This window comes from Mesorhizobium sp. WSM4840, from assembly GCF_055811755.1.
This window is the reverse complement of record NZ_JBVVQD010000001.1, coordinates 623,030-648,564: the sequence shown is the minus strand read 5'-3', so window position 1 is coordinate 648,564 and position 25,535 is coordinate 623,030. Positions and strand designations below refer to the sequence as shown.

The 25,535-nt window shown below is 60.4% G+C and carries 21 protein-coding genes; 6 read left to right on the top strand and 15 right to left on the bottom strand.

Annotated elements, in window-relative coordinates:
• Position 1 precedes the first annotated feature (1 nt).
• On the top strand, positions 2-1,399 hold the full coding sequence (gene lpdA, locus AC0L3I_RS03260; protein WP_123148726.1) for a dihydrolipoyl dehydrogenase: 1,398 nt from the start codon (positions 2-4) through the stop codon (positions 1,397-1,399).
• 168 nt (positions 1,400-1,567) lie between these two features.
• Here the strand turns inward: lpdA and AC0L3I_RS03255 are convergent, their stop codons facing one another.
• The gene (locus AC0L3I_RS03255; protein WP_473485811.1) at positions 1,568-2,671 is read right to left on the bottom strand and encodes a saccharopine dehydrogenase family protein; all 1,104 of its coding nucleotides are present in this window, start codon (positions 2,669-2,671) and stop codon (positions 1,568-1,570) included.
• A gap of 125 nt (positions 2,672-2,796) precedes the next feature.
• On the opposite strand from AC0L3I_RS03255, the gene AC0L3I_RS03250 reads away from it, so the two are divergent.
• From AC0L3I_RS03250 to AC0L3I_RS03240, 3 genes are all read left to right on the top strand, one after another.
• Positions 2,797-3,225, top strand: coding sequence for an Lrp/AsnC family transcriptional regulator (locus AC0L3I_RS03250; RefSeq protein WP_455839200.1), 429 nt, complete (start codon positions 2,797-2,799; stop codon positions 3,223-3,225).
• Between the two features lie 354 nt (positions 3,226-3,579).
• Complete coding sequence (locus AC0L3I_RS03245) at positions 3,580-3,969, top strand: RidA family protein (RefSeq protein WP_473525957.1); 390 nt, start codon at positions 3,580-3,582, stop codon at positions 3,967-3,969.
• Between the two features lie 28 nt (positions 3,970-3,997).
• Positions 3,998-5,227, top strand: a complete 1,230-nt coding sequence (locus AC0L3I_RS03240; protein ID WP_473525956.1) for an amidohydrolase/deacetylase family metallohydrolase — start codon at positions 3,998-4,000, stop codon at positions 5,225-5,227.
• Between the two features lie 178 nt (positions 5,228-5,405).
• Here the strand turns inward: AC0L3I_RS03240 and AC0L3I_RS03235 are convergent, their stop codons facing one another.
• The 7 genes from AC0L3I_RS03235 to AC0L3I_RS03205 all read right to left on the bottom strand — a co-directional run bounded on the left by AC0L3I_RS03235 (position 5,406) and on the right by AC0L3I_RS03205 (position 15,241).
• A complete protein-coding gene (locus AC0L3I_RS03235; RefSeq protein ID WP_473525955.1) occupies positions 5,406-7,184 on the bottom strand; it encodes an NAD(P)-binding domain-containing protein in 1,779 nt (592 codons plus the stop codon).
• A gap of 179 nt (positions 7,185-7,363) precedes the next feature.
• Entirely contained in the window at positions 7,364-8,308 is a 945-nt protein-coding gene (locus tag AC0L3I_RS03230; protein ID WP_473486002.1) for a MurR/RpiR family transcriptional regulator, read from the bottom strand.
• Between the two features lie 459 nt (positions 8,309-8,767).
• Positions 8,768-10,807, bottom strand: coding sequence for an aldo/keto reductase (locus tag AC0L3I_RS03225; RefSeq protein ID WP_473525954.1), 2,040 nt, complete (start codon positions 10,805-10,807; stop codon positions 8,768-8,770).
• A gap of 139 nt (positions 10,808-10,946) precedes the next feature.
• Complete coding sequence (locus tag AC0L3I_RS03220) at positions 10,947-12,032, bottom strand: ABC transporter ATP-binding protein (RefSeq protein WP_473486000.1); 1,086 nt, start codon at positions 12,030-12,032, stop codon at positions 10,947-10,949.
• 7 nt (positions 12,033-12,039) lie between these two features.
• Complete coding sequence (locus AC0L3I_RS03215) at positions 12,040-12,891, bottom strand: carbohydrate ABC transporter permease (RefSeq protein WP_473485999.1); 852 nt, start codon at positions 12,889-12,891, stop codon at positions 12,040-12,042.
• Positions 12,888-13,748: a carbohydrate ABC transporter permease gene (locus AC0L3I_RS03210; protein ID WP_095495801.1), complete on the bottom strand. Its 861-nt coding sequence runs from the start codon at positions 13,746-13,748 to the stop codon at positions 12,888-12,890. The genes AC0L3I_RS03215 and AC0L3I_RS03210 overlap by 4 nt, the downstream gene beginning before the upstream one ends.
• 221 nt (positions 13,749-13,969) lie before the next feature.
• Complete coding sequence (locus AC0L3I_RS03205; protein ID WP_473485998.1) at positions 13,970-15,241, bottom strand: ABC transporter substrate-binding protein; 1,272 nt, start codon at positions 15,239-15,241, stop codon at positions 13,970-13,972.
• Positions 15,242-15,347: 106 nt separating this feature from the next.
• On the opposite strand from AC0L3I_RS03205, the gene AC0L3I_RS03200 reads away from it, so the two are divergent.
• Together AC0L3I_RS03200 and AC0L3I_RS03195 are read left to right on the top strand one after the other, a co-directional pair.
• Positions 15,348-16,217 (top strand): helix-turn-helix domain-containing protein, encoded by an 870-nt coding sequence (locus AC0L3I_RS03200; protein WP_473485997.1) that lies wholly within the window; start codon positions 15,348-15,350, stop codon positions 16,215-16,217.
• 110 nt (positions 16,218-16,327) lie between these two features.
• Positions 16,328-17,137, top strand: a complete 810-nt coding sequence (locus AC0L3I_RS03195; protein WP_473525953.1) for an FkbM family methyltransferase — start codon at positions 16,328-16,330, stop codon at positions 17,135-17,137.
• Between the two features lie 360 nt (positions 17,138-17,497).
• Here the strand turns inward: AC0L3I_RS03195 and AC0L3I_RS03190 are convergent, their stop codons facing one another.
• The 7 genes from AC0L3I_RS03190 to AC0L3I_RS03160 all read right to left on the bottom strand — a co-directional run bounded on the left by AC0L3I_RS03190 (position 17,498) and on the right by AC0L3I_RS03160 (position 25,523).
• Positions 17,498-17,860, bottom strand: coding sequence for a hypothetical protein (locus tag AC0L3I_RS03190; protein ID WP_473525952.1), 363 nt, complete (start codon positions 17,858-17,860; stop codon positions 17,498-17,500).
• A gap of 234 nt (positions 17,861-18,094) precedes the next feature.
• The gene (locus AC0L3I_RS03185) at positions 18,095-18,916 is read right to left on the bottom strand and encodes a hypothetical protein (RefSeq protein WP_473525951.1); all 822 of its coding nucleotides are present in this window, start codon (positions 18,914-18,916) and stop codon (positions 18,095-18,097) included.
• A 55-nt stretch (positions 18,917-18,971) separates the two neighbouring features.
• Positions 18,972-19,901: a DUF5655 domain-containing protein gene (locus AC0L3I_RS03180; protein ID WP_473525950.1), complete on the bottom strand. Its 930-nt coding sequence runs from the start codon at positions 19,899-19,901 to the stop codon at positions 18,972-18,974.
• A complete protein-coding gene (locus AC0L3I_RS03175) occupies positions 19,898-20,677 on the bottom strand; it encodes an HNH endonuclease family protein (protein WP_473525949.1) in 780 nt (259 codons plus the stop codon). Before AC0L3I_RS03175 ends, AC0L3I_RS03180 begins: the two co-directional genes overlap by 4 nt.
• Complete coding sequence (locus AC0L3I_RS03170) at positions 20,674-22,290, bottom strand: AAA family ATPase (protein WP_473525948.1); 1,617 nt, start codon at positions 22,288-22,290, stop codon at positions 20,674-20,676. Before AC0L3I_RS03170 ends, AC0L3I_RS03175 begins: the two co-directional genes overlap by 4 nt.
• Positions 22,290-23,942 carry a restriction endonuclease subunit S gene (locus AC0L3I_RS03165; protein ID WP_473525947.1) on the bottom strand — a complete coding sequence of 551 codons (1,653 nt, stop codon included), beginning with the start codon at positions 23,940-23,942 and terminating at the stop codon, positions 22,290-22,292. Before AC0L3I_RS03165 ends, AC0L3I_RS03170 begins: the two co-directional genes overlap by 1 nt.
• Positions 23,943-25,523 carry a class I SAM-dependent DNA methyltransferase gene (locus AC0L3I_RS03160; RefSeq protein WP_473525946.1) on the bottom strand — a complete coding sequence of 527 codons (1,581 nt, stop codon included), beginning with the start codon at positions 25,521-25,523 and terminating at the stop codon, positions 23,943-23,945. It lies immediately after the preceding gene.
• Between the last annotated feature and the right edge of the window lie 12 nt (positions 25,524-25,535).

Here is a 25,535-nt window from a genome sequence, read left to right as displayed (position 1 = left end):
CATGAAGGAAATATCCTGCAAGCTGCTCGTCATCGGCGCCGGGCCCGGCGGCTATGTCTGTGCCATCCGCGCCGGCCAGCTCGGCATCGATACGGTTATCGTCGAGTTCGGCAAGCCGGGCGGAACCTGCCTCAATGTCGGCTGCATTCCGTCCAAGGCGCTGATCCATGCGGCCGAAGAGTTCGAAAAGGCGTCGCACATGGCCGGCGGCAAGAGCCCGCTTGGCATTTCAGTCGCAACACCATCCATTGATCTCGAAACGACCGTCGCCTGGAAGGACGGCATTGTTAGCCGGCTGAACAGCGGCGTCGCCGGCCTGCTCAAGAGGGCCGGGGTCAAGACCGTGCATGGCTGGGCGAAATTCCGTGACGGCAAGACTGTCGAGGTCGAGACAGAGACCGGTACACAGGTCGTCCGCGCCGAGACGGTGGTGATCGCCACCGGCTCGGCGTCGGTCGAGCTGCCGTCACTGCCGTTCGGTGGGCCGGTGATCTCGTCCACCGAAGCGCTGGGGCTGAGCGAAGTGCCGGAAAGGCTTGCCGTCGTTGGTGGCGGCTATATCGGGCTCGAGCTCGGCATCGCCTTCGCCAAGATGGGCGCCAGGGTGACCGTGGTCGAGGCTTTGCCGCGCGTACTGGCGCAGTATGATGCCGAACTGACCCGGCCGGTGGTGAAACGGCTCACTGAGCTCGGCATCGAGGTGCTCGTGAACGCCAAGGCCAAGGGGTTGTCGACCAAGCGCGATGCGCTGCTGATCGAGACGGCCACCGGCAAGAATGGCAAGATCGCTGCCGACAGGATTCTGGTCACCGTCGGGCGCAAGCCGGTGATCGAAGACTGGGGGCTGGAGCAGATCGACCTCGACATGGCGGGGAAATTCATCCGCATCGACGACCAGTGCCGCACCTCGATGCGCGGCATCTTTGCCATTGGCGACGTCACCGGCGAGCCGATGCTGGCGCACCGGGCGATGGCGCAAGGCGAAATGGTCGCCGAGATCGTCGCCGGCCACAAGCGCAGCTGGGACAAACGCTGCATTCCCGCCATCTGCTTCACCGATCCGGAACTGGTCACCGCAGGCCTGTCGCCGGAGGAGGCAAAGGGGCTCGGCGGTGAGATCAAGGTCGGGCTGTTTCCTTTTGCCGCCAATGGCCGGGCAATGACCAAAATGGGTGAAGATGGATTTGTCCGGGTTGTTGCCCGCGCGGACAACCATCTGGTGCTCGGCATCCAGGCGGTCGGCCAGGGCGTGTCGGAACTGTCGGCGGCGTTCGGCCTGGCGCTGGAGATGGGCGCGCGGCTGGAGGACATCGCCGGCACCATCCATGCACATCCGACACAAGGCGAGGGTTTTCAGGAAGCCGCGCTGAAGGCGCTTGGGCACGCGCTGCATGTTTGAGGGCAGGTGATCTCCCCCCTTGAGGGGGAGATGGCCGGCAGGCCAGAGGGGGTCGGTTCGACTGGATGCGACCTCCCTTGCGACAGATGGAGGTTAGCGCTCTACGCGAGGCGACCCCCTCTGTCGCCTTCGGCGACATCTCCCCCTCGAGGGGGGAGATTACACAGCTCACCCCGCCAGCCGGCTAACCATCTCGTGCTGCGCATAGGCGTGGCCGAAGCGGTTGGCAAGGAAGGCATCGAGCGCGATGTCCTCCTGCTTGATGAAACCCTTCGCCGGCAAGGTGCCGTCGGCCAGCATGTCGAGCACCGCGCAGATGGCTGAGCCCGTGGTGATCTGGATGGCGCTACGCACCGTATCGCCGACACGCCTGGCATAGATCTTGTTGGCGTAGGTCTCCTGCAGCAGGCGGCCGTTCTTGCGGCCGCTGACGGTGACGAAGACGATGACCACGTCCTGCAGCGTTGCCGGCAGGGCGCTCTCAAAAATGTCCTTCAGCACGTCGCGGCGGTGGCGCAGGCCGAGATCGTTGAGCAGCGCCTTCATGATCGCGGCGTGGCCAGGGTAGCGGATGGTGCGATAGTTCAGCGTGCGCACCTTGCCCTTCAGCGTTTCGGCCAGAGTGCCGAGCCCTCCGGACGTGTTGAACGCCTCGTAGGTGACGCCGTCGAGCGAGAATTCCTCGCGCTCCTCCAACGGCGGCACTTCGATCAGTTCGCCTTCGACGATCGCCTCGCAAGGCTCGCAATATTCGTTGATGACGCCGTCCGTGCTCCAGGTCAGATTGTAGTTCAGCGCATTCGAGGGGTACTGCGGCAGCGCCCCAACCCGCATGCGCACGCTCTCCAGCGTGTCGAAGCGGCTGGCGAGATCGTTGGCGACGATCGAGATGAAACCCGGCGCCAGCCCGCATTGCGGGATGAAGGCGCTGTTGGCGGAGCGCGCCAGTTGCTTGACGCGTCGGGTCGCGACGACGTCCTCGGTCAGGTCGAGATAATGCACGCCGGCGCTGGCCGCCGCTTCGGCGATGCGCGTGGTCAGATGGAAGGGCGCTGCGCTGAGCACCGCGAACTTGCCGGCCAGGGCCGCTTCGAGCGTTCCGGCGGCTTCGATGTCGAGTTCCAGCGTCTCGACCGTGGCAGGCAATTCGGCTGCGCTGAGCTGTGCGGCCGAGCGGTCGACGAGGGTGACCTGATAGTCGCCCGTGGACGCCAGCATCTCGGCGATGGTCGAGCCGATCTTGCCGGCGCCGACAACTATGATTTTCTTCATGACCGGTTCCCTCGCCTTACATTTGCTCAAGACGATAGAATCGCAGCTTGCCTGTCGAAAGGAAGCGTGGAATTGTTCGAAACGAAGTGTCAGATTGCTCAGTATGCCGATGAGGTTCGTCGAAAGTGCTTAGCAACGCCGAACAGGCCCTGCTCTCCCTGCTGCGCGTGAATGCGCGCGCCTCGACAGCCGAGCTGGCGCGGCGGCTGGGCGTGTCGCGGACAACGGTGCAGAGCCGGATCGAGCGGCTGGAGCAGCGCGGCATCATCACCGGCTATGGCGTCAGGCTTTCGCCGGATTACGAACAGGGACTGGTGCGGGCGCATGTCCTGCTCACCGTCACGCCCAAGCTCGCCGACAAGGTGGTGCGCAGCCTGCAGGCGCTGCCGCCGGTGCGGACGCTGCATTCGGTGAGCGGCAATTTCGACATGATCGTCATCGTCGACGCGCCGTCGATCAGGGATCTCGACACGCTTCTCGACCAGATCGGCGCGATGGACGGGGTCGAGCGGACATCGTCTTCGATCATCCTGTCGACGCGGATTGATCGGTGACTGGCTTGGCGGGAGCATTGGGCCGCTTCCCTCCCAGGGCGAAGCAAAAACTCTTAGGGTCCCTTCCAAATGCTGCTGTCGAGCGGAACCTTTCGGGGCGTCGGCGGGACAGCGCCCCGTCTGTCCTGCCGGACATCTCCCACTTGGGGGGAGATCGGCAGTTTCGGCACTCCGCTCACACCTCCGATGCTCCTGTAATAAAGCAACATGAATTCTAAAAAATGTTGCTTTCCAACACGGCCTGTATGAGAATCGCCGGGAGGCATAGCCTTCCGCCGGGAACGGGCAAACCGGCGCAGCGAAGAGCCCGCGCGGAGCTTCGCGGCGATTGCCGGACAGCACGGCAACGCACCAATGCTTTTTGAAGGAGAACAGACCTTGCCCAAGCAGTGTTTTGGAACATCGCATGTGCCGCTGTCGCCGGCAGTCCGGGCCGGCGATATGGTCTATATCTCGGGCCAGGTGCCGGTTGGCAGCGACGGCGTGGTGGTCATGGGCGGTATCGTAGAACAGACCGAGCAGGTACTTTCGAATGTGCAGGTAGCCCTGGCGCTGGCCGGCTGCACCATGGACGACGTGGTCAAGACGACAGTCTGGCTCGAGGACGCGCGCGACTTCGGCGCCTTCAATGCCGTTTATGCCAGGCATTTTGCAAAGGATCCGCCGGCGCGGACAACCGTCGAGTCGCGGCTGATGATCGACATCAAGATCGAGGTCGAGGCTGTCGCCTACAGACCGGTTTGACGAGAAGACACAACGGAGCCGGACGCCGATGCAATTTGATCTCCTCCTGAAGGGCGGCCGCCTCATCGATCCGGCGTCCGGCCTCGATGCGCAACGCGATCTGGCCATCGCCGGTGGCCGCATCGCCGCGATCGATGCCGACATTCCCTTCGATCGCGCCGCGCGCGTCATCGATGCCACCGGCTCCATCGTCGCGCCCGGCCTCATCGATCTGCACAGCCACGTCTATTGGGGCGGCACCTCGCTCGGCGTCGATGCCGACCGCCTCGCCGCAAAAAGCGGCACCACCACGTTCATCGACGCGGGAAGTGCTGGGGCCGGCAACCTCCTCGGCTTTCGCCGCCATGTCATCGAGCGCTCGAAAGTCCGCATCCTGGCCTATGTCAACATTTCCTTTGCCGGGATTTTCGGCTTCTCGCAGACCGTTTCGGTTGGCGAGTGCAGTGATCTCCGGCTCTGCGAACCGCGCGAGACGGTGGCGGCGGTGCGCGAGCACGCAGACATGATTGTCGGCGTAAAAGTCCGCTCGGGTCGCCATGCCGGCGGCAGCAGCGGCATCGCGCCGGTCGATCTGGCGCTCGAGGCCGCCGACCAGGCCGGCCTGCCGCTGATGGCGCATATCGACGAGCCGCCGCCGGGCCGCTCGGAAGTGCTGCCGCGCCTGCGCAAGGGCGATATTCTCACCCATTGCTTCCGGCCGTTTCCCAACGCGCCGATCTTCGCATCCGGCGCGGTGCGGCCCGACATGCGGCTGGCGCGCGAGCGCGGCGTCATCTTCGATATCGGCCACGGCATGGGCTCGTTCGATTTCGAGGTCGCCAAAGCGATGCTCAAGGAGGGGCTGGCGCCTGATGTGATCAGCAGCGACGTGCATCTCTACTGCGTCGACGGACCGGCCTTCGACATTCTGGTGTGCATGTCGAAACTGCTGGCGCTCGGCATGCCGCTGGTCGAGATTTTGCGCGCGGCAACACAGCGGCCGGCCGAGGCGATCGCAAGGCCCGAGCTTGGCGCGCTGGCAGTCGGTGCCGTCGGCGACATCGCGGTGCTGCGGCTGCGCCCGGGCAGTTTCACCTTCGTCGATGCGGTCGGCGCCTCGCTGGTCGCCGAGCAGAGGCTGGTCTCGGACGGCATTGTGATTGGCGGCATCTGGTGGCCGAACGAGGCGGCTAACGATTTTGGCGATACCGAACGCTTCGAAGCGCATGCGCACGAGACGCATGTCGATGTTGCTGTCCGGCATTTCGGGCGTGGGTGATCTCCCCCCTTGAGGGCCCTTGAGGGGGAGATGTTCGCCGAAGGCGACAGAGGGGGTCGGTTCGACCGGGCTCGCCTTGCAACGGATGGAGGTTGGCGCTCGACATGCGGCGACCCCCTTTGGCCTGCCCTCTTTGCCAGAACTTGGCATCTCCCCCTCAAGGGGGGAGATCACAGCTTCACCCCGGCGCCCCATAAACCGGCGTCGCAACGCCTTCCATGCGCGCCTTGATCTGCAGCGCGACGAATTTCGAGTAAAAACGCGACAGTGCGAGATTGCCGCCGTGGAACCATAGTGTTTCCTGCGCCGTCGGCTTCCACATGTTGCGCAATTCACCTTGCCATGGGCTTGGGTCGCCTCTGGTGCCCGAGCCGAGCCCCCAGCACGGGCCGACCTTGTCGGCGACCTCGCGCGAGACGATCGCCGCCACGGTCTCGTTCATCGACTGATAGCCGGTGCAGGAGATGATCGCGTCGGCCGCCAGTTCGGTGCCGTCGTCGAACAGGATTCCGGTCGGCGTCAGCGACTTGATCTCGACGCCGCTGCGGATGCCGATCTCGCCGTTGATGATCAGATCCGAGGCGCCGACGTCGATGTAATAGCCCGAGCCGGTGCGGTAGGCCTTCATCAGCAGCCCGGTCTCGTCGTCGCCGAAATCGATGGCGAAGCCGGCGCCGCGCAAGCGGTCGTAGAAGGCCGCGTCGCGTGCCTTGATGACGTCATAGAGCGTCCGCTGGCTTTGCGGCAGCAGCGCGAACGGCGTCGAGGCGACGATCATGTCGGCCTTTTCGGTGGTGACGCCGCGGGCCAGCGCCTTCTCGGAAAAAATCTCGAAGCCGACCTCCATCAGCGTGTCCGACTTGACCACCGTGGTCGGCGAGCGCTGGATCACGGTCACCTCAGCGCCGTTCTCCCAGAGATCGACGGCGACATCGTGGCCCGAGCTTGCCGCGCCGATGACGGCGACCGCCTTGCCACGGAATTTTTCGCCGCTGGAATACTGGCTGGAATGCAGGATCTCGCCCTGGAACGCCGTGGCGCCCGGTAGGTCGATCTGCCTCGGCGGGCCATAGGCGCCGGTTGCGAAGACGATGTGCCTGGGTTTGAGCGTGATGCGCTCGCCGGCGCGATCGACCTCGACCGTCCAGATTTTTTCGGCTTCGTCGTAGGACGCGCGGACGCATGTCGTGGAGGTCCAGTAATTGAGCTCCATGACGCGCGTGTACATTTCCAACCAGTCGCCCATCTTGTCCTTGGGCGTGAACACCGGCCAGTTTTCCGGAAACGGGATGTAGGGCAGATGGTCGTACCAGACCGGGTCGTGCAGCACGAGCGAGCGATAGCGGTTGCGCCAGGAATCGCCGGCTTGAGCGTTCTTCTCGATGACGATGGCCGGCACGCCGAGCTGCCGCAGCCGCGCACCTAGCATGATGCCGCCCTGGCCGCCGCCGATGACCAGGCAGTAGGGCTGCTGGCCGGCGCCGAGATCACGCATCTCGCGCGCCCTCGCCTCTGCCCAAGTCTCGCGGTCCGGATCGGCCTTGTGGCGGACACCCAGCGGCCGCGCCGGCCCCTTGCGCTCCTCAAAACCCTTAAGATCGCTCATCGCCGTGAACAGCGTCCGGCATCGGCCGTCCTGCAGGCGCATGATGCCCCGGCCCCACGCCGATGACGTCTCGAAGGTGAACCAGGCCTCGACGATGCCTTCGTCCGAGCTTGCCTCGCCACTGAGCTGCCAGGCAGTCGGCTTGGTCGTAGCCAGTGTGGCTTCCAGCATGTCGCGGATCGCCGCGCGGCCTTCCATCGTCCTGATGTTCCAGGTGAAGGTCAGCAGGTCGCGCCAGTAGCAATCCTCGACGAACAGGTTGGTCGCGGCCGCTGCGTCGCCCGTCTCGAGCGCGCGGGAGAGGGAGGAAAACCAGGTGGCCGCCTGTTTCGATGGTTCCATGTCGAGCATCTGTTTTTTCTCCTTCAAGTCGCCGCCGCCCGGTCTTCCTTCTCCCCTTGTGGGAGAAGGTGTCGCCGAAGGCGACGGATGAGGGGTATTCCAGCTTGGCGCTACGCGCCAATCCACCGCCCGGGGCGAGTCACGGGCCTCGCCCGCCCTTCACAAGGGGAGAACGAGAGCCGCGCCTCTCAGTCCCCCAGCGGCTCCATCTCTTTGCCCGTCCTGTGGATCTGGGCGTTGTATTTGATGCGGCGGACCGTTTCGCGAGCCGAGCCGTCAAGTTTGTAGGCGGCCGCCACCGCCATCAGGTCGATCGCGGCCAGAAAGGCAAACCGCGAGGCGGTCGGCTTCAGCGTGTCGGGATATTCGGGCACCGCCACCGTCAGCCTGACGTCGCAGGCGCGGGCAAGGTCGGTGTCGGGCGCGGTCACGCCGATCGCGTTGGCGCGGTAGTGCTTGGCCAGTTCGACGGCCTCGATCACTTCGCGGGTGCGTCCAGTCGCCGAAATGGCGATCACCAGATCGCTGGGCTTCAAGGTCGAGGCGGTCATCCGCATCAGATACGGGTCGCACTGGGCGCTGACGGTGATGCCGTAGCGGAACAGCCGGTACTGGGTTTCCTGCGCCAGCGCCGAGGAGCTGCCGCCGAGGCCGAACACCGTAACCTGGCGCGCCTTGGCGATGAGCTCGGCCGCCTTCACCAGCTGTGCCGGATCAAGCTGCCGTTCGGCCTCCTGCAGCGCCCGGCGTGCTTCGCCGAACACGGCATTCCAGAACGGCATGCCGTTGTCGCCGCTGGTGGGCGGCGGCTTGCTCAGATAGAGCGCGCCGACGACGAGGCTCTGCGCCAGCTTCAGCTTGAAATCGCGCACGCCCTCGCAGCCAATGGCCCGGCAGAACCGGGTCACGGTGGGTTCGCTGACCTGGGCGCGCTGGGCAAGTGCTGCGTTGGAAGCGTCGACCGCGAATCTGACATCGTCGAGCACGACATCGGCGACGCGCCGCTCCGCCGGGCGCAATTCACCGTAAGAGTCCTTGACCAGCGAGATGATGTCGGGGATGCGCCTGACATGATCGCGCCCATCGGGTTCGTCGCCCGAGGTCAATCGTACATGGCCTTCAGCTTCGGTCATGAATCTTTCCCCTGCAGTTCGTAGAACTCGACCTCTACCATGTTCGCGCATCGCTTGCCTGCTCGCCTCACGCGGCCGGTTTCCGAAGTATGTAGGAAAGCAACAAGCTTTTCAAGAAATAGAAAGCTCAGTTAAAACAAACACATGCTGCTGAGAGTAGCGATCTTGCCAGCGAGAGCCGTGGTCGCCGCTTGGCAGTAAAGTAGGAGAGTTACAGGCTGATTTCTGCGGGATGACCGACTGGAACCGCAGACCGAAGGTGAGCTGGTAGGTAGGGCAGAGCCGCAGCGTTGCGCCGCCCCGTCTTCCCTTCTCCCCTTGTGGGAGAACGTGTCGCCGAAGGCGACGGATGAGGGGTGCTCCAGCTTGGCACCGACGGCACTCCGTCCAGCACCCCTCTTCCGTCTCGGGCGCGCGCCGATCCACCTTCTCCCACAAGGGGAGAAGGTGGAAGGAAGCTCAGCCCGTGCGGCGCGCGGGATGCTGGTCCGAACCGCCATCCAGCCACGCGATGTCGTCAGGCGAAAGCGCAATGTCGAGCGCCTGCAGGCTGTCCTCCAGTTCGTCAAGCGTGCGTGGTCCGATCAGCGGGACGGACGGGAACGGCTGGGCCAGGACATAGGCGAGCGCGACATGGATCGGGCTCTTGCCCAACCTGTTGGCGAGCTCGATCGCCCGGTCGCGGCGGCCGAAATTTTTTTCCGAGTACCAGACCCGGACCAGCTCTTCATTGTCGCGCTGGTCGCGCCCGGCGCGACCGGTGAAGAAACCCCGGCCCTGGCTCGACCAGGCGAAATTGGGCATCTGCCGGGCGGTCAGCCAGGCCTTCCATTCATCGCTCGACGATGTGACGCAACCCGGCCAGATCGGCACCAGCATTTCGGCCAGCGAAAAATTGTTCGAAAGCGCGCCAGGCTTTTGCTTGCCGGTCCGCTCGGCATAGGCAATGGCCTCGTCCATGCGTTCCCTCGTCCAGTTCGAGCCGCCGAACGGACCGCGGATGCGGCCAGCCCTGAACTCCCTGTCCATTGCGTCGACGAATTCGTCGACCGGCACGTCCGGATCGTCGCGGTGCATGAAATAGACGTCGACATGATCGGTCTGCAGCCGGTCGAGCGACTGGGTGAGCTGCTTGCCGATCACATCGGGATAGCAGAGCGGGGTGTGCGCGCCCTTGCCGATGACCACAGATTGCTCACGCACGCCGCGGTTCTTCAACCACTGGCCGAGCAGCGTTTCGGTGTAGCCGCTGCCATAGATGAAGGCCGTGTCGAAGACGTTGCCGCCGGCTTCGAAATAGGCATCGAGCAGGATCATCCCCGAGGAGAACGTGCGAAAATCCTCGAAGCCGAGCGCCAGGCACGAGGCCGGCGGCGGCAGGCCTGGAATTTCGCGCTTCGGGATGGTGGTACCGCCGGAGCGCAGCCGCCGGCCGGAGATGGTGTTGACGCGTTTTTCGGGCTTCTCGATCTCGTATTCGAGCCCGATGGCGGCACGCCATTTGTCGAGCACGCGCAGATTGCCGAGGCTGTCGGCCCAGCCCATGCCCGGCCAGGCAAACTCCTGCTTTCCGGCCACGATCGCCTCACCGGCGGCGTCGGCCTCGAAAGCGTAGAGCCAGCGGTCTTCCCTGACCTCGACCACCTCCTCACCGCCCGGACGGATGATGCGAATCTCGCCGGTGCCGCCTTCCCTGCCGCTCGCATACCAGAAATCCGCGACCTCGATGCGGCCCTTGGTGCCAAGGATGCGCAGGACATTGTCCTGCGCCAGCGAAATGCCGCAGGAGACTTCGGCGACGATGCCGCTGGGAAAATGCAGCAGCGCCGAAGCCCATTCGTCGACGCTGGACTGACCAAGATGTGCAGCACCCGCCACCTTGTCCGGCTCGGCGAAGGGTTTTCCCAATGCTGCCCCGGCAATCAGCCGCGCCATCGAAACGGGATAGCCGCCGACATCCAGAATGCCGCCGCCGGCGAGATCGTTCGCGTAGAGCCGGTGTTCCGGCATGAAATCAGGCATGGCGAAGCCGAAGCTCGACTTCACCATGCGCACCTCGCCGATCGCGCCGGACCTGATCAGTTCGACCAGCTTTGCCGTCTGCGGATGCAGCCGGTACATGAAGGCTTCGCCGAGAAAGGTGCCGGCCTTGCGCGCTGCATGGATCATCGCGTCCGCCTCGAAGGCGGTCAGCCCCATCGGCTTTTCGCAAAGCACATGCTTTCCGGCCTCGGCCGCCCTGATCGCCCATTCGGCGTGGCTCGGGTGAGGTGTCGAAATATAGACCGCATCGACGTCCGGATCCGCGAGCAGAGCCTCGTAGCCGTCGAGGATGCGGGCACCGGGGAAGTTATCGGCAAGGCCTGATTTGCCGGGATTGCGTGCGCCGAGCGCAACCAGTGTGCCGGTATGCGAATGGGCCACACCGCCGGCAAAGGCTTTGGCGATGGTGCCGGGCCCGAGAATGCCCCAGTGGATCTTTCGTGGTTCGGACGTCATTTCAAATCTCCTTGGGGACGCCTCGGCGTCGCGAGTTGGTAAAAGAAAAATTGCGTGTCTTAGTTTTGTGCATGTCGTTGTCCCAAACCGCTGCGCATCCTCGGTTCACGCCCGAGGGCATGCTTTTGGGCGACATGCATTAGCGAATGCGTGCACCTGATTTGTCGAAGAGAAGCGACCGGCCGGCCTTGATCGACACCGCCATGTGGTCGCCATTCGCCCGCTGCCGCGATGCCTCGCGCTCGATAATCAGTTCCTCTGGCCCGGCATTGGCATAGATGTAGCTCACCGATCCGAGGTGCTCGGCGACGTCGGCCTTGACAGCAATGTCGCAATCGCCTTCGCCGGCCTCGAAGAAATGCTCCGGCCGGACGCCGAGCACGACCTCGGCACCGACCGCAGGCGGGGCACCCGAAAGCGGCTTCCGCAGTTTGGCGCCACAATGGTTGGCGAGTTCGACGGTTATTGCGCCGTCGTCGTTTCCGACCACGTTCGCCGCCATAAAATTCATCTTCGGCGAGCCGACGAAACCGGCGACGAAGCGGTTGGCGGGGTCGTCATAGAGATCGAGCGGCGCGCCGATCTGCTCGATATTGCCGGCGTTGAGCACCACGATCCTGTCGGCCAGCGTCATCGCTTCGGTCTGGTCGTGCGTCACATAGATCATGGTGACGCCGAGCTCCTTGTGCAGGCGCGAGATCTCGACCCGCATCTGCACCCTGAGCTCGGCGTCGAGATTGCTCAGCGGCTCGTCGAACAGGAACACTTGCGGCTCGCGCACGATGGCGCGGCCGATAGCGACGCGCTGGCGCTGGCCGCCCGACAATTGCCGCGGGCGCCGCTTCATCAGCTCGGCGATGCGCAGGATTTCGGAGGCCCGCTTCACCCGCCGCTCGGTGTCGGCTTTCGGGTTGCCGTTCATCCTCAGCCCGAAGCTCAGATTCTGCTCGACGCTCATATGCGGATAGAGCGCGTAGGACTGGAACACCATGGCGATGCCGCGGTCGGCCGGCTCGACATCGTTCACCAGTTTGCCGCCGATGGCGATCTCGCCGCCGCTGATGTCCTCGAGCCCGGCGATCATCCTCAGCAGCGTGGATTTTCCGCAGCCGGAAGGGCCGACGAAGACGACGAATTCGCCGTCATTGACGTCGATGTTCGCGCCGTGAACGATCTCGAAGACGCCGAAGCGCTTGACGACATTCTTGAGTGTAACCGCTGCCATGCTGATCCTATTTGATGGCGCCGGCGGCAATGCCGGCGACGAAATGGCGCTGCAAGAGCACGAACACGACGAGCATCGGCACGGTGAGCATCACGGCGCCCGCCATGATGCCGCCCCACGACACTTTGGTGAGGCCGATCAGCGTGCCGAGCGCTACCGGCGCCGTCATCGCACCGGGCTTGGAATTGATCAGCAGCGGCCAGAGGTAGTTGTTCCAGGAGGCAAGGAACAGGATGATGGCGAGCGCCGCCAGCATCGGCCGCGCCAGCGGTAGTGCTACGAACAGGAAGATCCGCCACTCCTTGACCCCCTCGACCCGAGCGGCGTCGAACAGATCGCCCGGCATCATCGAGAAGCTCTGCCGCATGAACAGCACGCCGAGCGAATTGAAGAGCGGCGGCACGATCAGCGCCACCCACGTATTGGCGAGCTTGAAGTCGCGCGCCACCATGATGAATTGCGGGATCAGCACGACCGCATAGGGAAGCGTGATGGTGCCGAGGATGATCGCGACGACCACGCCCTTGCCGAAGAACTGGTAGCGCGCCAGCGCCCAGCCGGCCATCGAGGTGAGCAGCACCGACAGGAACGTGTAGGTGACCGCCACCGACACGGAGATGCCGATGGCGCCGATGAAATTCGTGTCGCGCTGCAAATTGTTGACATTGTCGAGGAAACTGCCGTGCGGCAAAAGCTCGATGCTGGGACTGAAGATGCCTCTGTCGGGCATGGTCGAGAAGATTACCATCATCCACAGCGGAAACAGCCAGATCAGCGCCAGCGGCGTCAGGAACAGATGCAGCGCGATGCTGCGTCCCAATCTGGCGGAGGAACGGCGCGAAGAGGAACGCGAGCTCATTTCGGGTCCCTCGTCAGCCACAGTTGCACCAGCGAGATGGCGATCGCCAGCCCGGCCATGGTGTAGGCGATGGCCGAGGCGTAACCGAAATTGAGCGACCTGAAACCCTGGCGGTAAAGCAGCAGCCCGAGCGTTTCGGTGCCGCCGCCCGGTCCGCCGCGTTCGGTGATCAGGAACGGTTCGGTGAACAGCTGCATGGTGCCGATGATCGACAGCACGGCGCAGAACACGATGATCGGCTTGAGCAGCGGCAGGGTGATGTAGAAGAACTGCTTGAGCTTGCTGACGCGGTCCAGCGTCGCGGCCTCGTAGACATCCTGGGGGATGGACTGCAGGCCGGCGAGCAGGATGATGGCGTTGTAGCCGGCCCAGCGCCAGGTCACCGCGATCATGATGACCGCCATCGCCGGCGTGACGTTGGAAAACCAGTCGATACGGGGCAGGCCGACGCTGTTCAGCAGCTTGTTGATGATGCCGTAATCGAGGTTGAACATCAGCCGGAACACCGCCGAATAGGCGACTTCGCCGACCACGACAGGAGCGAAGAAGGCGAAGCGGAACAGGCCTCGGGCCTTGAGCAGCGGCGAATTGAGCAGCACGGCCATCACGATCGCCAAAGTGATCATCACCGGCACTTGGATGACGAGGATGAGCAAAGTGTTTTTCAACGCGTTGAAGAAAGCCGGGTCGCCGATCAGCCGGCCCCAGTTGAAGGTCGGCGCGAACCGCCACGGCACGGTGCGCGTCGCCTGGAAGGAGATCAGGAAGGAGCTGATGATCGGCCATAGCCAGAAAATCGAGAAGATCAGCAAATAGGGCGCGAGGAAGCGATAGGCCGTGGCGTTCTGATAGCGCATCATTGCCTCCTTCGTTTCCCGTTTCTAAGTTTACCGGCCCACTGTCGAGGTCGGCCTTGTCTTGCCTTCTCCCCTTGTGGGAGAAGGTGGATTGGCGCGCAGCGCCAAGACGGTTGAGGGGTGCTGGACGGAATGCCGTCCTGCCAAGCTGGAACACCCCTCATCCGTCGCCTTCGGCGACACCTTCTCCCACAAGGGGAGAAGGGAGAGCGGCGCTCAGCTCACTCTTCGACCGGCAGGCCGGTCGCCGAGGCGATCTGGCTTGCGGCATCGTCGAGCGCCGCCTTGGCATCGGGATAGCCGCCGCCCAGATATTTGGTCTGCACCGCGCGGACGATGATTTCCGCGTCGCTCTGGAACGGCGTGCCGCGGCTGGGGACGACCTTGGGCAAGGTGCCGAGAATATCCTTCCACACCGCCTGGCCGCCCCAATAGGGCTGGCCTTCGGAGACATAGGGGTCATCGAGGGCCGAGATCAGCGACGGCACGAGGCCAAAACCCTTCAGCATCGCTATCTGGCCCTCATTGGTCGCAAGCGAGTATTTCAGGTAGGCGTAGGCGGCCTCCTTGTTGTTGGACACCGAGGTGATGGCGAGCGAGGAGCCGCCGAGATTGGCGGCGCGCGGGCCATCGGCGGTGAGGCTCGGCATCAGATAGACGCCCCACTTGCCGCTCCCGTCGGGCGACTCGGTGCGTATGGTGCCCTCATACCAGCCGCCATACATCTGGCTGGCGACAGTACCGGCGGTGTTGTTGGTGATCTTGGTGCTCCAGTCGGCCGAGGTGATGATGCCGGCGTCATTCATCTCCTTGATCTTGGTCATCGACGCCACACAGGCCGGCTGATTGACGGTGATCGACTGCCCATCGGCGGCGAAATAGGCGCAGCCCTGCTCGTTGGCGATCATGCGGAAGAATTCGGAGTCGCCGTTGAAATCGGCATTGGTCATCTTCACACCAGGATTGGCCTCCTGGATCTTCTTGCCGGCGGCAATGAAATCGTCCCAGGTCTTGATCGAGGTTGGATCGACGCCGGCCTTCTCGTAGAAATCGCGGCGGTAGAACATCGCCACCGGGCCGGAATCCCATGGCATCGCATAGGCCTTGTCTTCCACTTCGAGTTCGGTGCGCTTGAAGTCGGGGAATTTCGCCTGGTCTTCGGCCGTATAGCCGAGCGTATGGAGGTCGACGAAGCAGTCCGGGAACTGGCTCCAGTAGTTCTCGGCCTCGCCGTTCTCGATCGTCACGATGTCAGGCAGCCCCTCGCCGCCGGCGGCGCAGCCTGCAATCGACTTGTCGTACGTCGGGTTGTTGCCGAGATCCTGGACCGTGACCTTGATATCGGGGAACTGCTTGTTGAAACCTTCTATGGTGGCCTTCAGCGACGAAGCGGCGACGTTCCAGCTCCAGATCGTGATTTCGCCGGATTGCGCAAAGGCCGGGGCAGAGCCCAGGGCAAGCGCGAGCGCGGCGCAGGTCAGTATGGTGCGCATTGAAATCCTCCCATTTCATTTGCTCTCTCATCGCGAGCGTGCCTAGACTAGGCACTGGGGAAGGCTTGTCCGCGACAAAAGGAATAAAAAATTGGCGGAAAGTAAGATGCCGGAAAGGCCGTTTTATCAGCCTGGCGCTAGCAGCGTGGAGGGTCTGCCGCTGCTGCTGCAGATGTTTCACACCCAGCCTCTGGTGATGCTGAAGCCGCATTGGCATGCCCAGGTCGAGGTGAATTTCATCGTCCGCGGCGCCGTGCACTACCGCATGGATGAGCACGAGATCTCGCTTTCGGCCGGCGACATGTGCCTGTTCTGGGGCGGCCTGCCGCACCAGATGGACGATGCGTCGGAGGACGCCGTCTATGCCGGCGCGCATCTGCCGCTGGTGCACTTCTTCCGGCTGCACCTGCCCGCGGACGTCCGCAACCGGCTGATGACGGGCGCGACATTGGTGACCAATGCCACCGACCGGTCCGACAGCGACAATTTCGAGCGCTGGAACCGCTACGTCCGGTCAGGCGATCCGGGCAAAGCCGAGCACGCCGTCAACGAACTGCTGCTGCGGCTGGAGCGGGTGCGCTTCGAACCTTACCGGCTGGTACCCGAAACTCCGATCGAGCAGGAAACAGGCAGCCCCTTCGATCAGCAATCCCTGCGCAATGTCGGGCGCATGTGCGACTTCATCGCGGAGAATTTCCTATACGACATCGACTGCGTGGACATCGCGGCGGCGGCCGACATCCATCCCAAATACGCCATGAGCATTTTTAAGAAATCGACCGGCATGACACTCAACGAATATGTCAACCTGTTGCGGCTCAGCTACGCGCAGGCGCTGCTGATGCACCAGGACGCCAACGTGCTGCGCGTCGCCATGGACTCCGGCTTCGGCTCGCTCAGCGCCTTCAACAAGTCGTTCCGCAAACTGGCCGGCATGTCGCCTTCGGATTTTCGCAGAGGTGCAGGCGCCAGATAGTCCCAGTGAATCAGATAGTCCAAGTCAAATAGAGCCACGCCGGTCGATGCCGGCGCTACAACGCCCTGCGCCGGTTGAAATGCCGTCACGGGTTGAGCTATCAGCAGCGGATGAGGCTCAAAGAATTTTTTTACCTGCTTGGATTGAAGCCAAGAACACGCGTTTACGGCCACTCGATACAGGTCATTGATCTCCCGAAAGACGGGAAGATTGAATTCGCTCGATGGAAGAACCCGCGCGGGGCAGATCTCGATCTCGCCCAGGGCGAGGTCGATGATCTCCGGACGTTCCTGAGCGATGGCGACGTGGCGATCGATGTTGGCGCCCAGGTCGGCGACAGCACGGTACCGATAGCGCTCGCCTGCGGACCGCAGGGCCTGGTCCTCGCTTTCGAGCCGAACCCTTATACCTTCACGATCCTCGGCGCCAATGCCGCGCTCAATCCTTCCCGATTGAACATTTTTCCGATTCCCTACGCGGCAACGCCGGAAGATGGGTCGTTCGTCTTCGACTACGGCAACCCGGAGTTCGAGAACGGCGGCGACCACACCGGGGTGTCGCGGTGGCAGCACGGCAGCGCTTTCAGTATCCCGGTCGAGGGGCGGCGGATCGAACCGTTGATCCGTGCCCGGCTTGGCCAGCGCATCAAGCGCCTGCGCTACATCAAGACCGACGTGGAGTCGCACGACCTGTCGGTTTTGATCTCGATCGGCGCGCTGATCGACGAATGCCGGCCCTACATCAAGTCCGAGGTCAATCACAATCTTTCGGTGGACGAGCGGCTGCGGATGCACCGGTTCTTTGCCGACAAGGGCTACGACGTCCACCTGGCTGGGCCGACAACGCTATTCGGTCCGAAGCTCAACGAAAACGACCTCGGCAGCAAGAAGAATTTCGACATGTTCGCAGTTCCCCGCTAACGCCGCCGGTCCTTCCAGTGCGTCGCCTTGGAGGACGGTAGAGGCAGGCGCTGCGCCTCAGGTCAGCATATCCCCGCCGAGCCTGCCCGCCTCGCGATGCCGCCTTCCGAGCCCGGCACCAAAACGGCCGCGGTTGGGACCAGTTGAGCGCCCACGCAAAAACGCACCACCGGCCGAAGCCGGTGGCGCTCTCTGGATCAGTCTGTAGGGGCAGGACCGTCCAGGGATCCCTGAGGATCGGGCTCAAATGTCGGCTCTTCCTTGACCCAGGGCATCGGCCGAACAGATGAAAGAGCCCGCCAACGGGCTAAGAATCTCGATGGTGCGGTGCGCCGCCGCGCAGCGGACGGATTTGCAATTCTATTCGGCTGCGTCAGGAATTTCGCCGGAGGTGTCGTCGGAAGACTCTACCGGGTCATCCGCGGCCGTTCTTGCCAGGAACTTGTCCAAGGCTGCCTGCAAGGACAGGGTGGCCTGCGGCGAGGCCGGCGTCGTCGAAACGACAGCCATCGCATGGGCAATTCCCCGAGTGGACTTATCCCTGGCCGCCGCAGACGTTGCGGCTCCGTGTCCCTGCGATCCGGCCGCGGCCGAGTTGCCGCCGTTGCCGTTGCTTGCTCCGTTACCCTTCCCGCCGCCATTGCCGCCGGGGCCGGCGAGGACTGGAGACGCGACAAGGGCGAGAGCGGCGACCGTTGCGAACAGACTGGTTCGAGTTTTCATAATTCCTCCTTCGAGCCGCCCTCCCGCCAGGATGATTCCGGACTATAAATATGAGGACTCTCTAATATGATGGTCCACTGCTTAGCCAGTTTGGTTTAAATGCACCTGTCCGCAAGGGACCTTGGTCCGAAATTGAAAGGCAAAGGTCCTAACTCTATTGGGGGTATTCCGAGCGGCGAACAAAGCGTCCATTCTACTTCCCTCGGCGTAAAAGGGGCATCCGCTGTTCACGTCTTATCCTGTGGCTATTGCATGATAAGCAGCCTGATAGACACTCTTGCGGCCGTGACATCTAACCGGCGACCAGCCGCCGTCGATCGGCCCTTGGTAGAAGGCTAAGCCTGAAAATAGGCACTCACGCACCTCCAGACTGCCATCCTGCGCACGGCCGAGGAGACACTGCCAAAGGCCTCCGCCGCTGGTACCGCCGATTCTATCTGGCAACGGGGAGCCTTTCCCGTGCGGTATCGGAAAGGTGAAGTAGTCATACATTCCGATTGGCGGAGCCACTTCCACGCTGCCGACAGGGCAAAACCCGCGAAAACGCTTTAACCGCGTGAATCCAAAGGCGGGTTTGGATTCCTCAGTCAGTGCGCTCTGAAGACCGCAGAGGCACCACAAACCGTGATCTGCAGCTGGCGGCTTGTTTAACATTCGCCCTCGACACATCGTCAGGTTCAAGAATGATTTCTTTGCTTCGAGGCTGGATGGGACGATTGGAGGGAGAACTATGGCACCTAAATCTGGACCAGCCTCGTCACGTAGCCCGCGATCAATTCGCAAGTACTTCAGAGCCTCCACCGAGACGGTTGGTGCGCCTGCGTTTGATGAAAGGAGGAGACCCAATTCCCCTGATTTCGGCAGTACCTCTAAGACATGATCGGCTGTCAAAATTGCTCTTTTGCCTAGAACTTGCACAAGTGTGCCCGATCCCAAAAGCTCTGCATCGGCTCGATCCGTGCTGATGCGGACGAGGCCAATCGAAAACGCAGCCACGTTCTGTTTTATATCAGAAATAAGCGAAGTCGAGATATCGGTCGGCGATAGACTTTCCATCGCTCAGGCTCGTGCCGGCGTTTGTTGGCTCTGCGTACGCAGCGGTCGATTGGGGCTATGACCCATCATAACTGCGATCCATCAGCGGTTTTGCCCTCTCGAATGTCGCCGTATCGGTGACAATAATTTCGAGATCGCCGGTCCCGAAGTGACCGATGTTGCGGACATCGCGCGTGAACCCAGGCTCAAGCTTTATGCTGTCGGGGTCGACCTTCACGAAAAGCTTGATATGCCTAATTTGCGGCTTCACCTCAACGCAGGCAAAATTCTTTAGCCTTCTGAATGCAATGTAATTGTCTAAAGTCTTGATTTGCACGTCGTCGCCCAGCGCCAACAGATACGCTTTGATCGCCTCGTAGAGGTCGAGAAGGTCTTGATTAGCGTCCGCGAGATATTGTGTAACCGTCTTCTGTCGGGAACGAGGACGCTGCAACACCGGCTCGCTGCCGATTTCGCCGTCGTTCAGAATCGCCCTGGCAGGACGCTCCGAAGCGGAGGTCAGAAGCTCGAACAACAAAAGCTCTTCGCCGAAGCGGCGATAGCGAACAAGTTCGATATTGCGGTTCATCTGATTGACGGCATGGGCGTCGTACTTAGTGAAGTCTCCGGCGATGCAGATCAGCCTAGGCGTGACCCAGTCGACCATTTTCGCAAGATCCGCACCGTAGCGCTCCATTACCAGCCATTCGAAATCGCGCCGATGGTCCATCAGCCAATCGAGATAAAACAAACCCTGGTTGATGATGTTCTCATTGGTAGCCCGCTTGTATTCGATGATTACCGGCGAGCCATTCTCGTCGATGCCCAGTGAGTCCATTCGCCCGCCGTTCGTCGTCGAAAACTCGGAGGCCACGAAGCGGACGCCGAGAAACGCTTCCATGTTGCGTTCGATAAGGGTCTGGAGCGACTTTTCAAGCGTGACAGCGCTGCCCCGAAGTTCGCTTACGTCGGTGGCGGTCGTATTAAAAAGTTTGATGTCGCTCATGCGTTGGCCTCGACCGGTATATCTAAGACCCATTCCGAGCCGGTCGTGCGTAGAAATGACTTTGCGACTGCGGAAAACGGTGAACTAGGCATCGCTGCCGCCCGCACCTCACTAGCAAGCTCTTTCACATGATTGGAAGATAAAGCATTTTCGGTGCTCTGCGACGATGCAATGAACCTCCGAATCTGGTCGATCTTTTTCTGACACGCATTCCAAACCCCAAGGCGCTTTGCAATTAGCCGCTCCGTATCCATGTCGAAGCGATTTCGGGAAGCTTCAACCCGGTTGACAACCTGTGCATCGTTCGGGTTGGCTGGCTTTATTTTACCCTGCTCGTCGAAAACTATGAGATCGGCATCACCGGGAACCGTCGGGTCAATTAAGATGATTCCTTCTGCTGCTGTACTCTGAGCGGCAAACGAAGCTGTGGTCGCTGAATCCTGAAGCGGAAAATAGTCTGATTTCTTTCGATTTGGCTTCGCCCCGGCTATTCGGTAGTTCGTCCATTCAAACGCAAGCCATTGATAGTTGCTCTTCGGTCGAAAGTGATCGACATGCCAATCTGAGACGCAGTCATCTGCCTCCGTGTACCAACATTTTTGATGGGACATAGCGAGCAGTTCAGGTTTGAGTTTTCCCCAATGCGCTGCGTTGGCGTCTATTAATTCTTTGCGCTTCGCAACATCAGTTTCTGCTTTGATTTTGGCTGTTAGGTCGTTTGCCTTGGTTAACCAATCGGCGGGAACCTTCGAAGCATCCAAATAGACATATCTCATTGAATCGTCTTGTCGGATTTCAGGTTTGAAATTGCTGCCTTAACGGCGTCGTTTTGCTGGACGATTTCATCCGGAGTGAGCGTGCTGCTTTCGCGGAACTTTGCATCAAGTCCGCGCAAAAATTGCTCAAACAGATCTTGCTGGTTCTGGAGCGAGATTCCTAATGCTCTAATCCGACTATTCATTTCTTGAAGCTGACGTTCCTGAATGCGGTCTCGATTCTCTTGGACAAGCAACAGATTACGCTCGTCGATCAGCTTTTGCGTTTCTGGATCAAGTGTTGTTTGCATTCCAAAAGTCTGACGCAAAACACCTGCCACTCCGAGCCCTTTAGGATCAACAGACGGCAGATCGACCGATATAAGGTTGGTCTCTCGATCTTCGTACATAACGTGGACTTCTTCCCGTTTCAGCCCAGCGATAGTTAACGGGTTGTGCGACGTCATAACGATATGACAGTCTTGCGCTTCAGCCGCTATTCCGGTCCACTCCCGGACCAGCTGCAGGTAAGTATGTTGCCACACCGGATTGAGGTGAGTATCCGGCTCGTCCAACAGAAACAGCGAACTTCTGCCGCGAGAGATTCGGATTAGCCCTAGCACCATCAACAACTGCCGTTCGCCATCTGATAGGTCGGCAAATCCAATGTCTCCGGTCTGATCATCACGACGATAAATCCAGACAATGAAATCGCGGATTAGGTCAGAAATGTCGGCCGCCTCCAATGCAGTGAAGAACTCCTGCTCCGTATACGAGTGTGCCAGATCGGCGAGTGCATCCCTATCGCGCACAAAACATGCAAGTTGCGATTCTTTGTGAGCATTTTGGCGATAGTCATCCAAAACATCGCCTTGCAATGCGAGTGGCAAGAAGGCGGCCTCCTTTAGCTTCCGTAGGAACTCACCGGCTAACCCCTTAGCGCCCCACAATTCGTTGGCTTGCGTCGCCAGGGTAGAGAAGCTCTGCCGTCCCCGATCGGATTTTTTCGGACTGAACCATGAAGGCTGCTTTAACAACGCCAGTGCAGAGTGAAACCCCGTTATTCCCAGTTTTTCATCAAAGAACCCAATTGCATCAACTTGGTTGGGCGACGCATTTCGGAGAGAGGCTTGCAAAGCTATCAAAGCGAACGCACCATGAATAGACCGGCAGTAGAACAATCGCCTGTCCTTGCCTGCTGCTCGGTAGGAGTCGGAGCCTTCTTCCTTAATTATCCTGCTGTAATACCGCTTCTGGTGGTCGTCGAAGATCGCCTCCAGGCGTCGGCTGGTACCCGAATAGTAACCAAACACTAGTGCCGGGAAATATGAATCTTTGTTAGTATCGAACTCTTTGCGGCTTACCGGTCCCTGGTCCGCGAGTATATGCGTTCGGCCTTGCCTATTCGTCAGGCGAATTGGGCGGCCGTCGATTCGGTACTCTACATCGTAGGTGAATCGCGTTCGTCGGTTCAAATCGACGTCACGAAAGATCGTGGCGATTGCCTCAATCAGATTCGATTTACCTGTACCGTTCTGGCCGATGATGACGGCTGTCAGGCGCGAGTCGTCGAAGTTGATTTCAAACTCCTTGAGGTTCTTGAATCCGTCAATGTAGACTCGGTCGAGACGCATCAGACCGCTTTCAATCGCCCGTCGACTTCTAGAATGTGACCGGCTTGAATTTCCCAGGCGAGTTGCTTGTAGAAGTCGGCGATCTCCAGCTCGGATTTTCTGAACAGGGCGCGGGCGACCTCTTCTGGATTGCGTGGGGGATCGCTCTCGATGCCAAGGTCCGCTGACAGGTCGATGTCATCGAAAAGATTTTCTATGCTCAGCATCCCTGCTAGGTAGGGCTGATGCCAAACATCCTCATCTGTACGGCTCTTAGGCAACTTCTTGCTCCTCCGTTTGCGGCTCGGGGCAGGCCCTTCGTTAGGTGGTAACGCCGGCAGTTCCACCACCACAGGCACTGATGCACGTTCCGCCCATCCCGCACTAATGCGTTCCAGCAACATGCTCGCCGCCTCGTCATTTGGGTCCTGGGGAACTAACTCGCCGCAAAATGCTTTGAGAAACATAGACGATACAAGTGCATCAAGCATATTCGTCGCATTCGCGATCTCGGCCGTGGCGATCTCTACACTTTTGCTCGCCTTAGCCAATTTTTCGACGGTCTCTTTTTGAACCGACATTGGAGGAACCGGGATCATGAGTGCGGAAAGCTGGCGACTGTTGATGTTATTCACGCCGCTTGTTGACTTTGCAAGATCTTCCACAATTCGTCTTATAGAAGACGTCTGCAGGACGTAGTTAAGAAAATCAGGGTAGATCCTTTCTTGATTGAGCCTGAGTCGAATGAGATAACCGGCGAATAAATATCCTTCATGCATCTTGTCCACGATCGCTGAGCGACCAACAAGATTGAGGCTGCCGTTCGATCGAATTACCAGAATGTCACCTGATCGTAACGAAAGTGACAGTAATTCTTTGTCGCTAAATTCGGCATGCTTGAGTTCTTCGTCAGTGACCCGTCCTTTAATCACGTTTGGAATGCGCAATACGGGGGTTAGCTTCGGATCAAACTCGCACCTCTTGGAGGTACCATAACGAATATCAGTGAGTACGCGTTCAAGTGAAAGAACGTCCCAACCATGCTCGATCGCGGTATTGGTGCCGCATAATCCCTCTCGGTACCGTTCTTCGAAGTCCTTCGCCAATACTGCTGCCCGCAACAATTCCTCACGGGCGCGCGCAATACGTGAAAGCAGACTGTCCACCTTAGCGACGATGCGTCTTTGCTCTGCGAGCGGTGGAAGAGGAATTGGCACCTCGCCGACTTTCCGACCAGACAACTCCAGGAAAGTAGTTCCACTAGCCTGCTCTTCCAGAAACTGCTTGGATGCCAGAAGGTAAAATCGCACGAACTCAGGGATAATCCCGCCATGCAGAATTAAACTTTTGAAGCCTTGGTTTGTAGCGATCGGGTTCGCTGCAATCGCGCAATAACCTATCGGCGCCCGACTAGATAGGAGGACGGTTCCTGCCGGCAAAAGCGTGGCGCCAGAAGCCGCATACCCCTCGTCGCTGAGATATCTCCGTCCTGCTGCAATGTATGCCTTATCGTATCCTGTAAGATCTGCGGGTGTAATCCAAGGAATTCCGCGACTATCTGAAAAATTGCTGTCGATTCTCGTAGGTGGTGTTCCTCCGCCGATAATGTCCGAGATCTCATTCGCCGCGCACCAAACCCAGCTGTCCGGAACTGGCCACCTAGGCTCCGACATTTACGCAACCCCCTCATCTGCAAGCTCGTTTTGCAAAGCCTGAATTTCGGCTGTGGCATTTGCCAAATGCACGACGATCGCAGCGAGGATGTCAACTGGGTCGGTCAGCGCATCCTCATCGATGTTGTCGGAATCAGAGAGCCATTTGATATCGAGACTGTCGTTGCGCGCGGCGATCTCACTGCGTGTGAATTTACGAAAGCGACCGTCGGCGCCCTCGTCCTTCCGCTCGCTTTCGCCACTTGGATCCTCGCCATAGGCTTTGATGAATGCTGCCAGGTGCGTCGCGTTGAATGTGCTGGTCTTACCGAACTGCGGCATTTGCGACCGTAGGTCGTAAACCCATACAGTCTGAGTCGCGTCATCCTTAAGTCGAGCAAGGTCTGCCTTCTTGCTTCGCTGGAGAAAGACGACATTGGTCTTGACTCCCTGAGCGTAAAAAATGCCGGTTGGCAGGCGAAGGATTGTATGCACATTGCATTCGCGCATCATCTTCTGACGCAGTTGCTTTCCTCGGCCATCCTCGAAAAGCACATTGTCAGGCAGCACCATGGCCGCCCGGCCTCCTGGTTGCAGATTGCGAATACAATGCTCAACGAAGGGTAGCTGATACGACGACACGGTTTTGGTGACCGAGAGGTCATCGCGGGTCGGCTTGCCGCCTGATGGCCCGAATGGTGGATTGGTAAGGATCAGCGTCGCAGCTTCCATATCGGCTCCCTTGGGCGACAGGGTATCGCCAAGGTTGACGTGCGCGGGATCGATTCCGTGCAGATAGAGATTCATCAAGAGCAGGCGATAAGTGCCAGCGACGTTCTCCATCCCATGAAAAGCATTCGTCGCCTGGAAATTCTGCGCCTTCTGGTCCAGTTCGAAATAGTCGTCCGTGCTGGCTTTCATGTAGCGATCTGCGGCGATCAGAAATCCGCCCGTTCCAGCCGCCGGGTCTTGAATGATCTCACCCGGCTTCGGTTTCATCAGCTCGACGATGGCATCGATCAGGACGCGCGGCGTGAAGTACTGTCCGGCACCGCGCTTTGTCTCTTCCGCGTTCTTTTGCAGCAACCCTTCGTAGAGGTCTCCGAACTGGTCGCGCTCAGTCGAGAACCAGTTGAGCTTGTCGATCTGGTTGACTAACTCGCTCAGATTTGCCGGCTCGCGGAGGAAGGTCGATGAATTTGAGAAGATCGCCTGCACAGTACGCGGCAGCGCTTGTGCCTTGTCGTATTCCTTCTTGGCCTTCTCGCCCTCTGAGGAATCATCCTCTGCAGTTGGGGGCGATAGTAGCTTCCCATCCTTCGACACGCGCGAGCGCGGATTGCCGAGCGCAGTGAGCATTTCGCGGTAAAGTTGGAGCTGCGCGATGCCACTGGCCTTCACCACGTCTTCCCAGCGCATCCCCTTGGGGATATTGACGAGCTTCCGGTCGTTCTTCACCTCTTCTTCCTTGCCTAGCTCCTTCATCATTTTGAGAAAGAGCAGGTAGGTGAGCTCGGTCACGTATTGCTGGTAGGTAATGCCATCCTTTCGCAGGATCGTGCATAGGCGCCAAAGCTTGCCGACGATGTCATTAGCGTTCATGTCCCCGTCCCC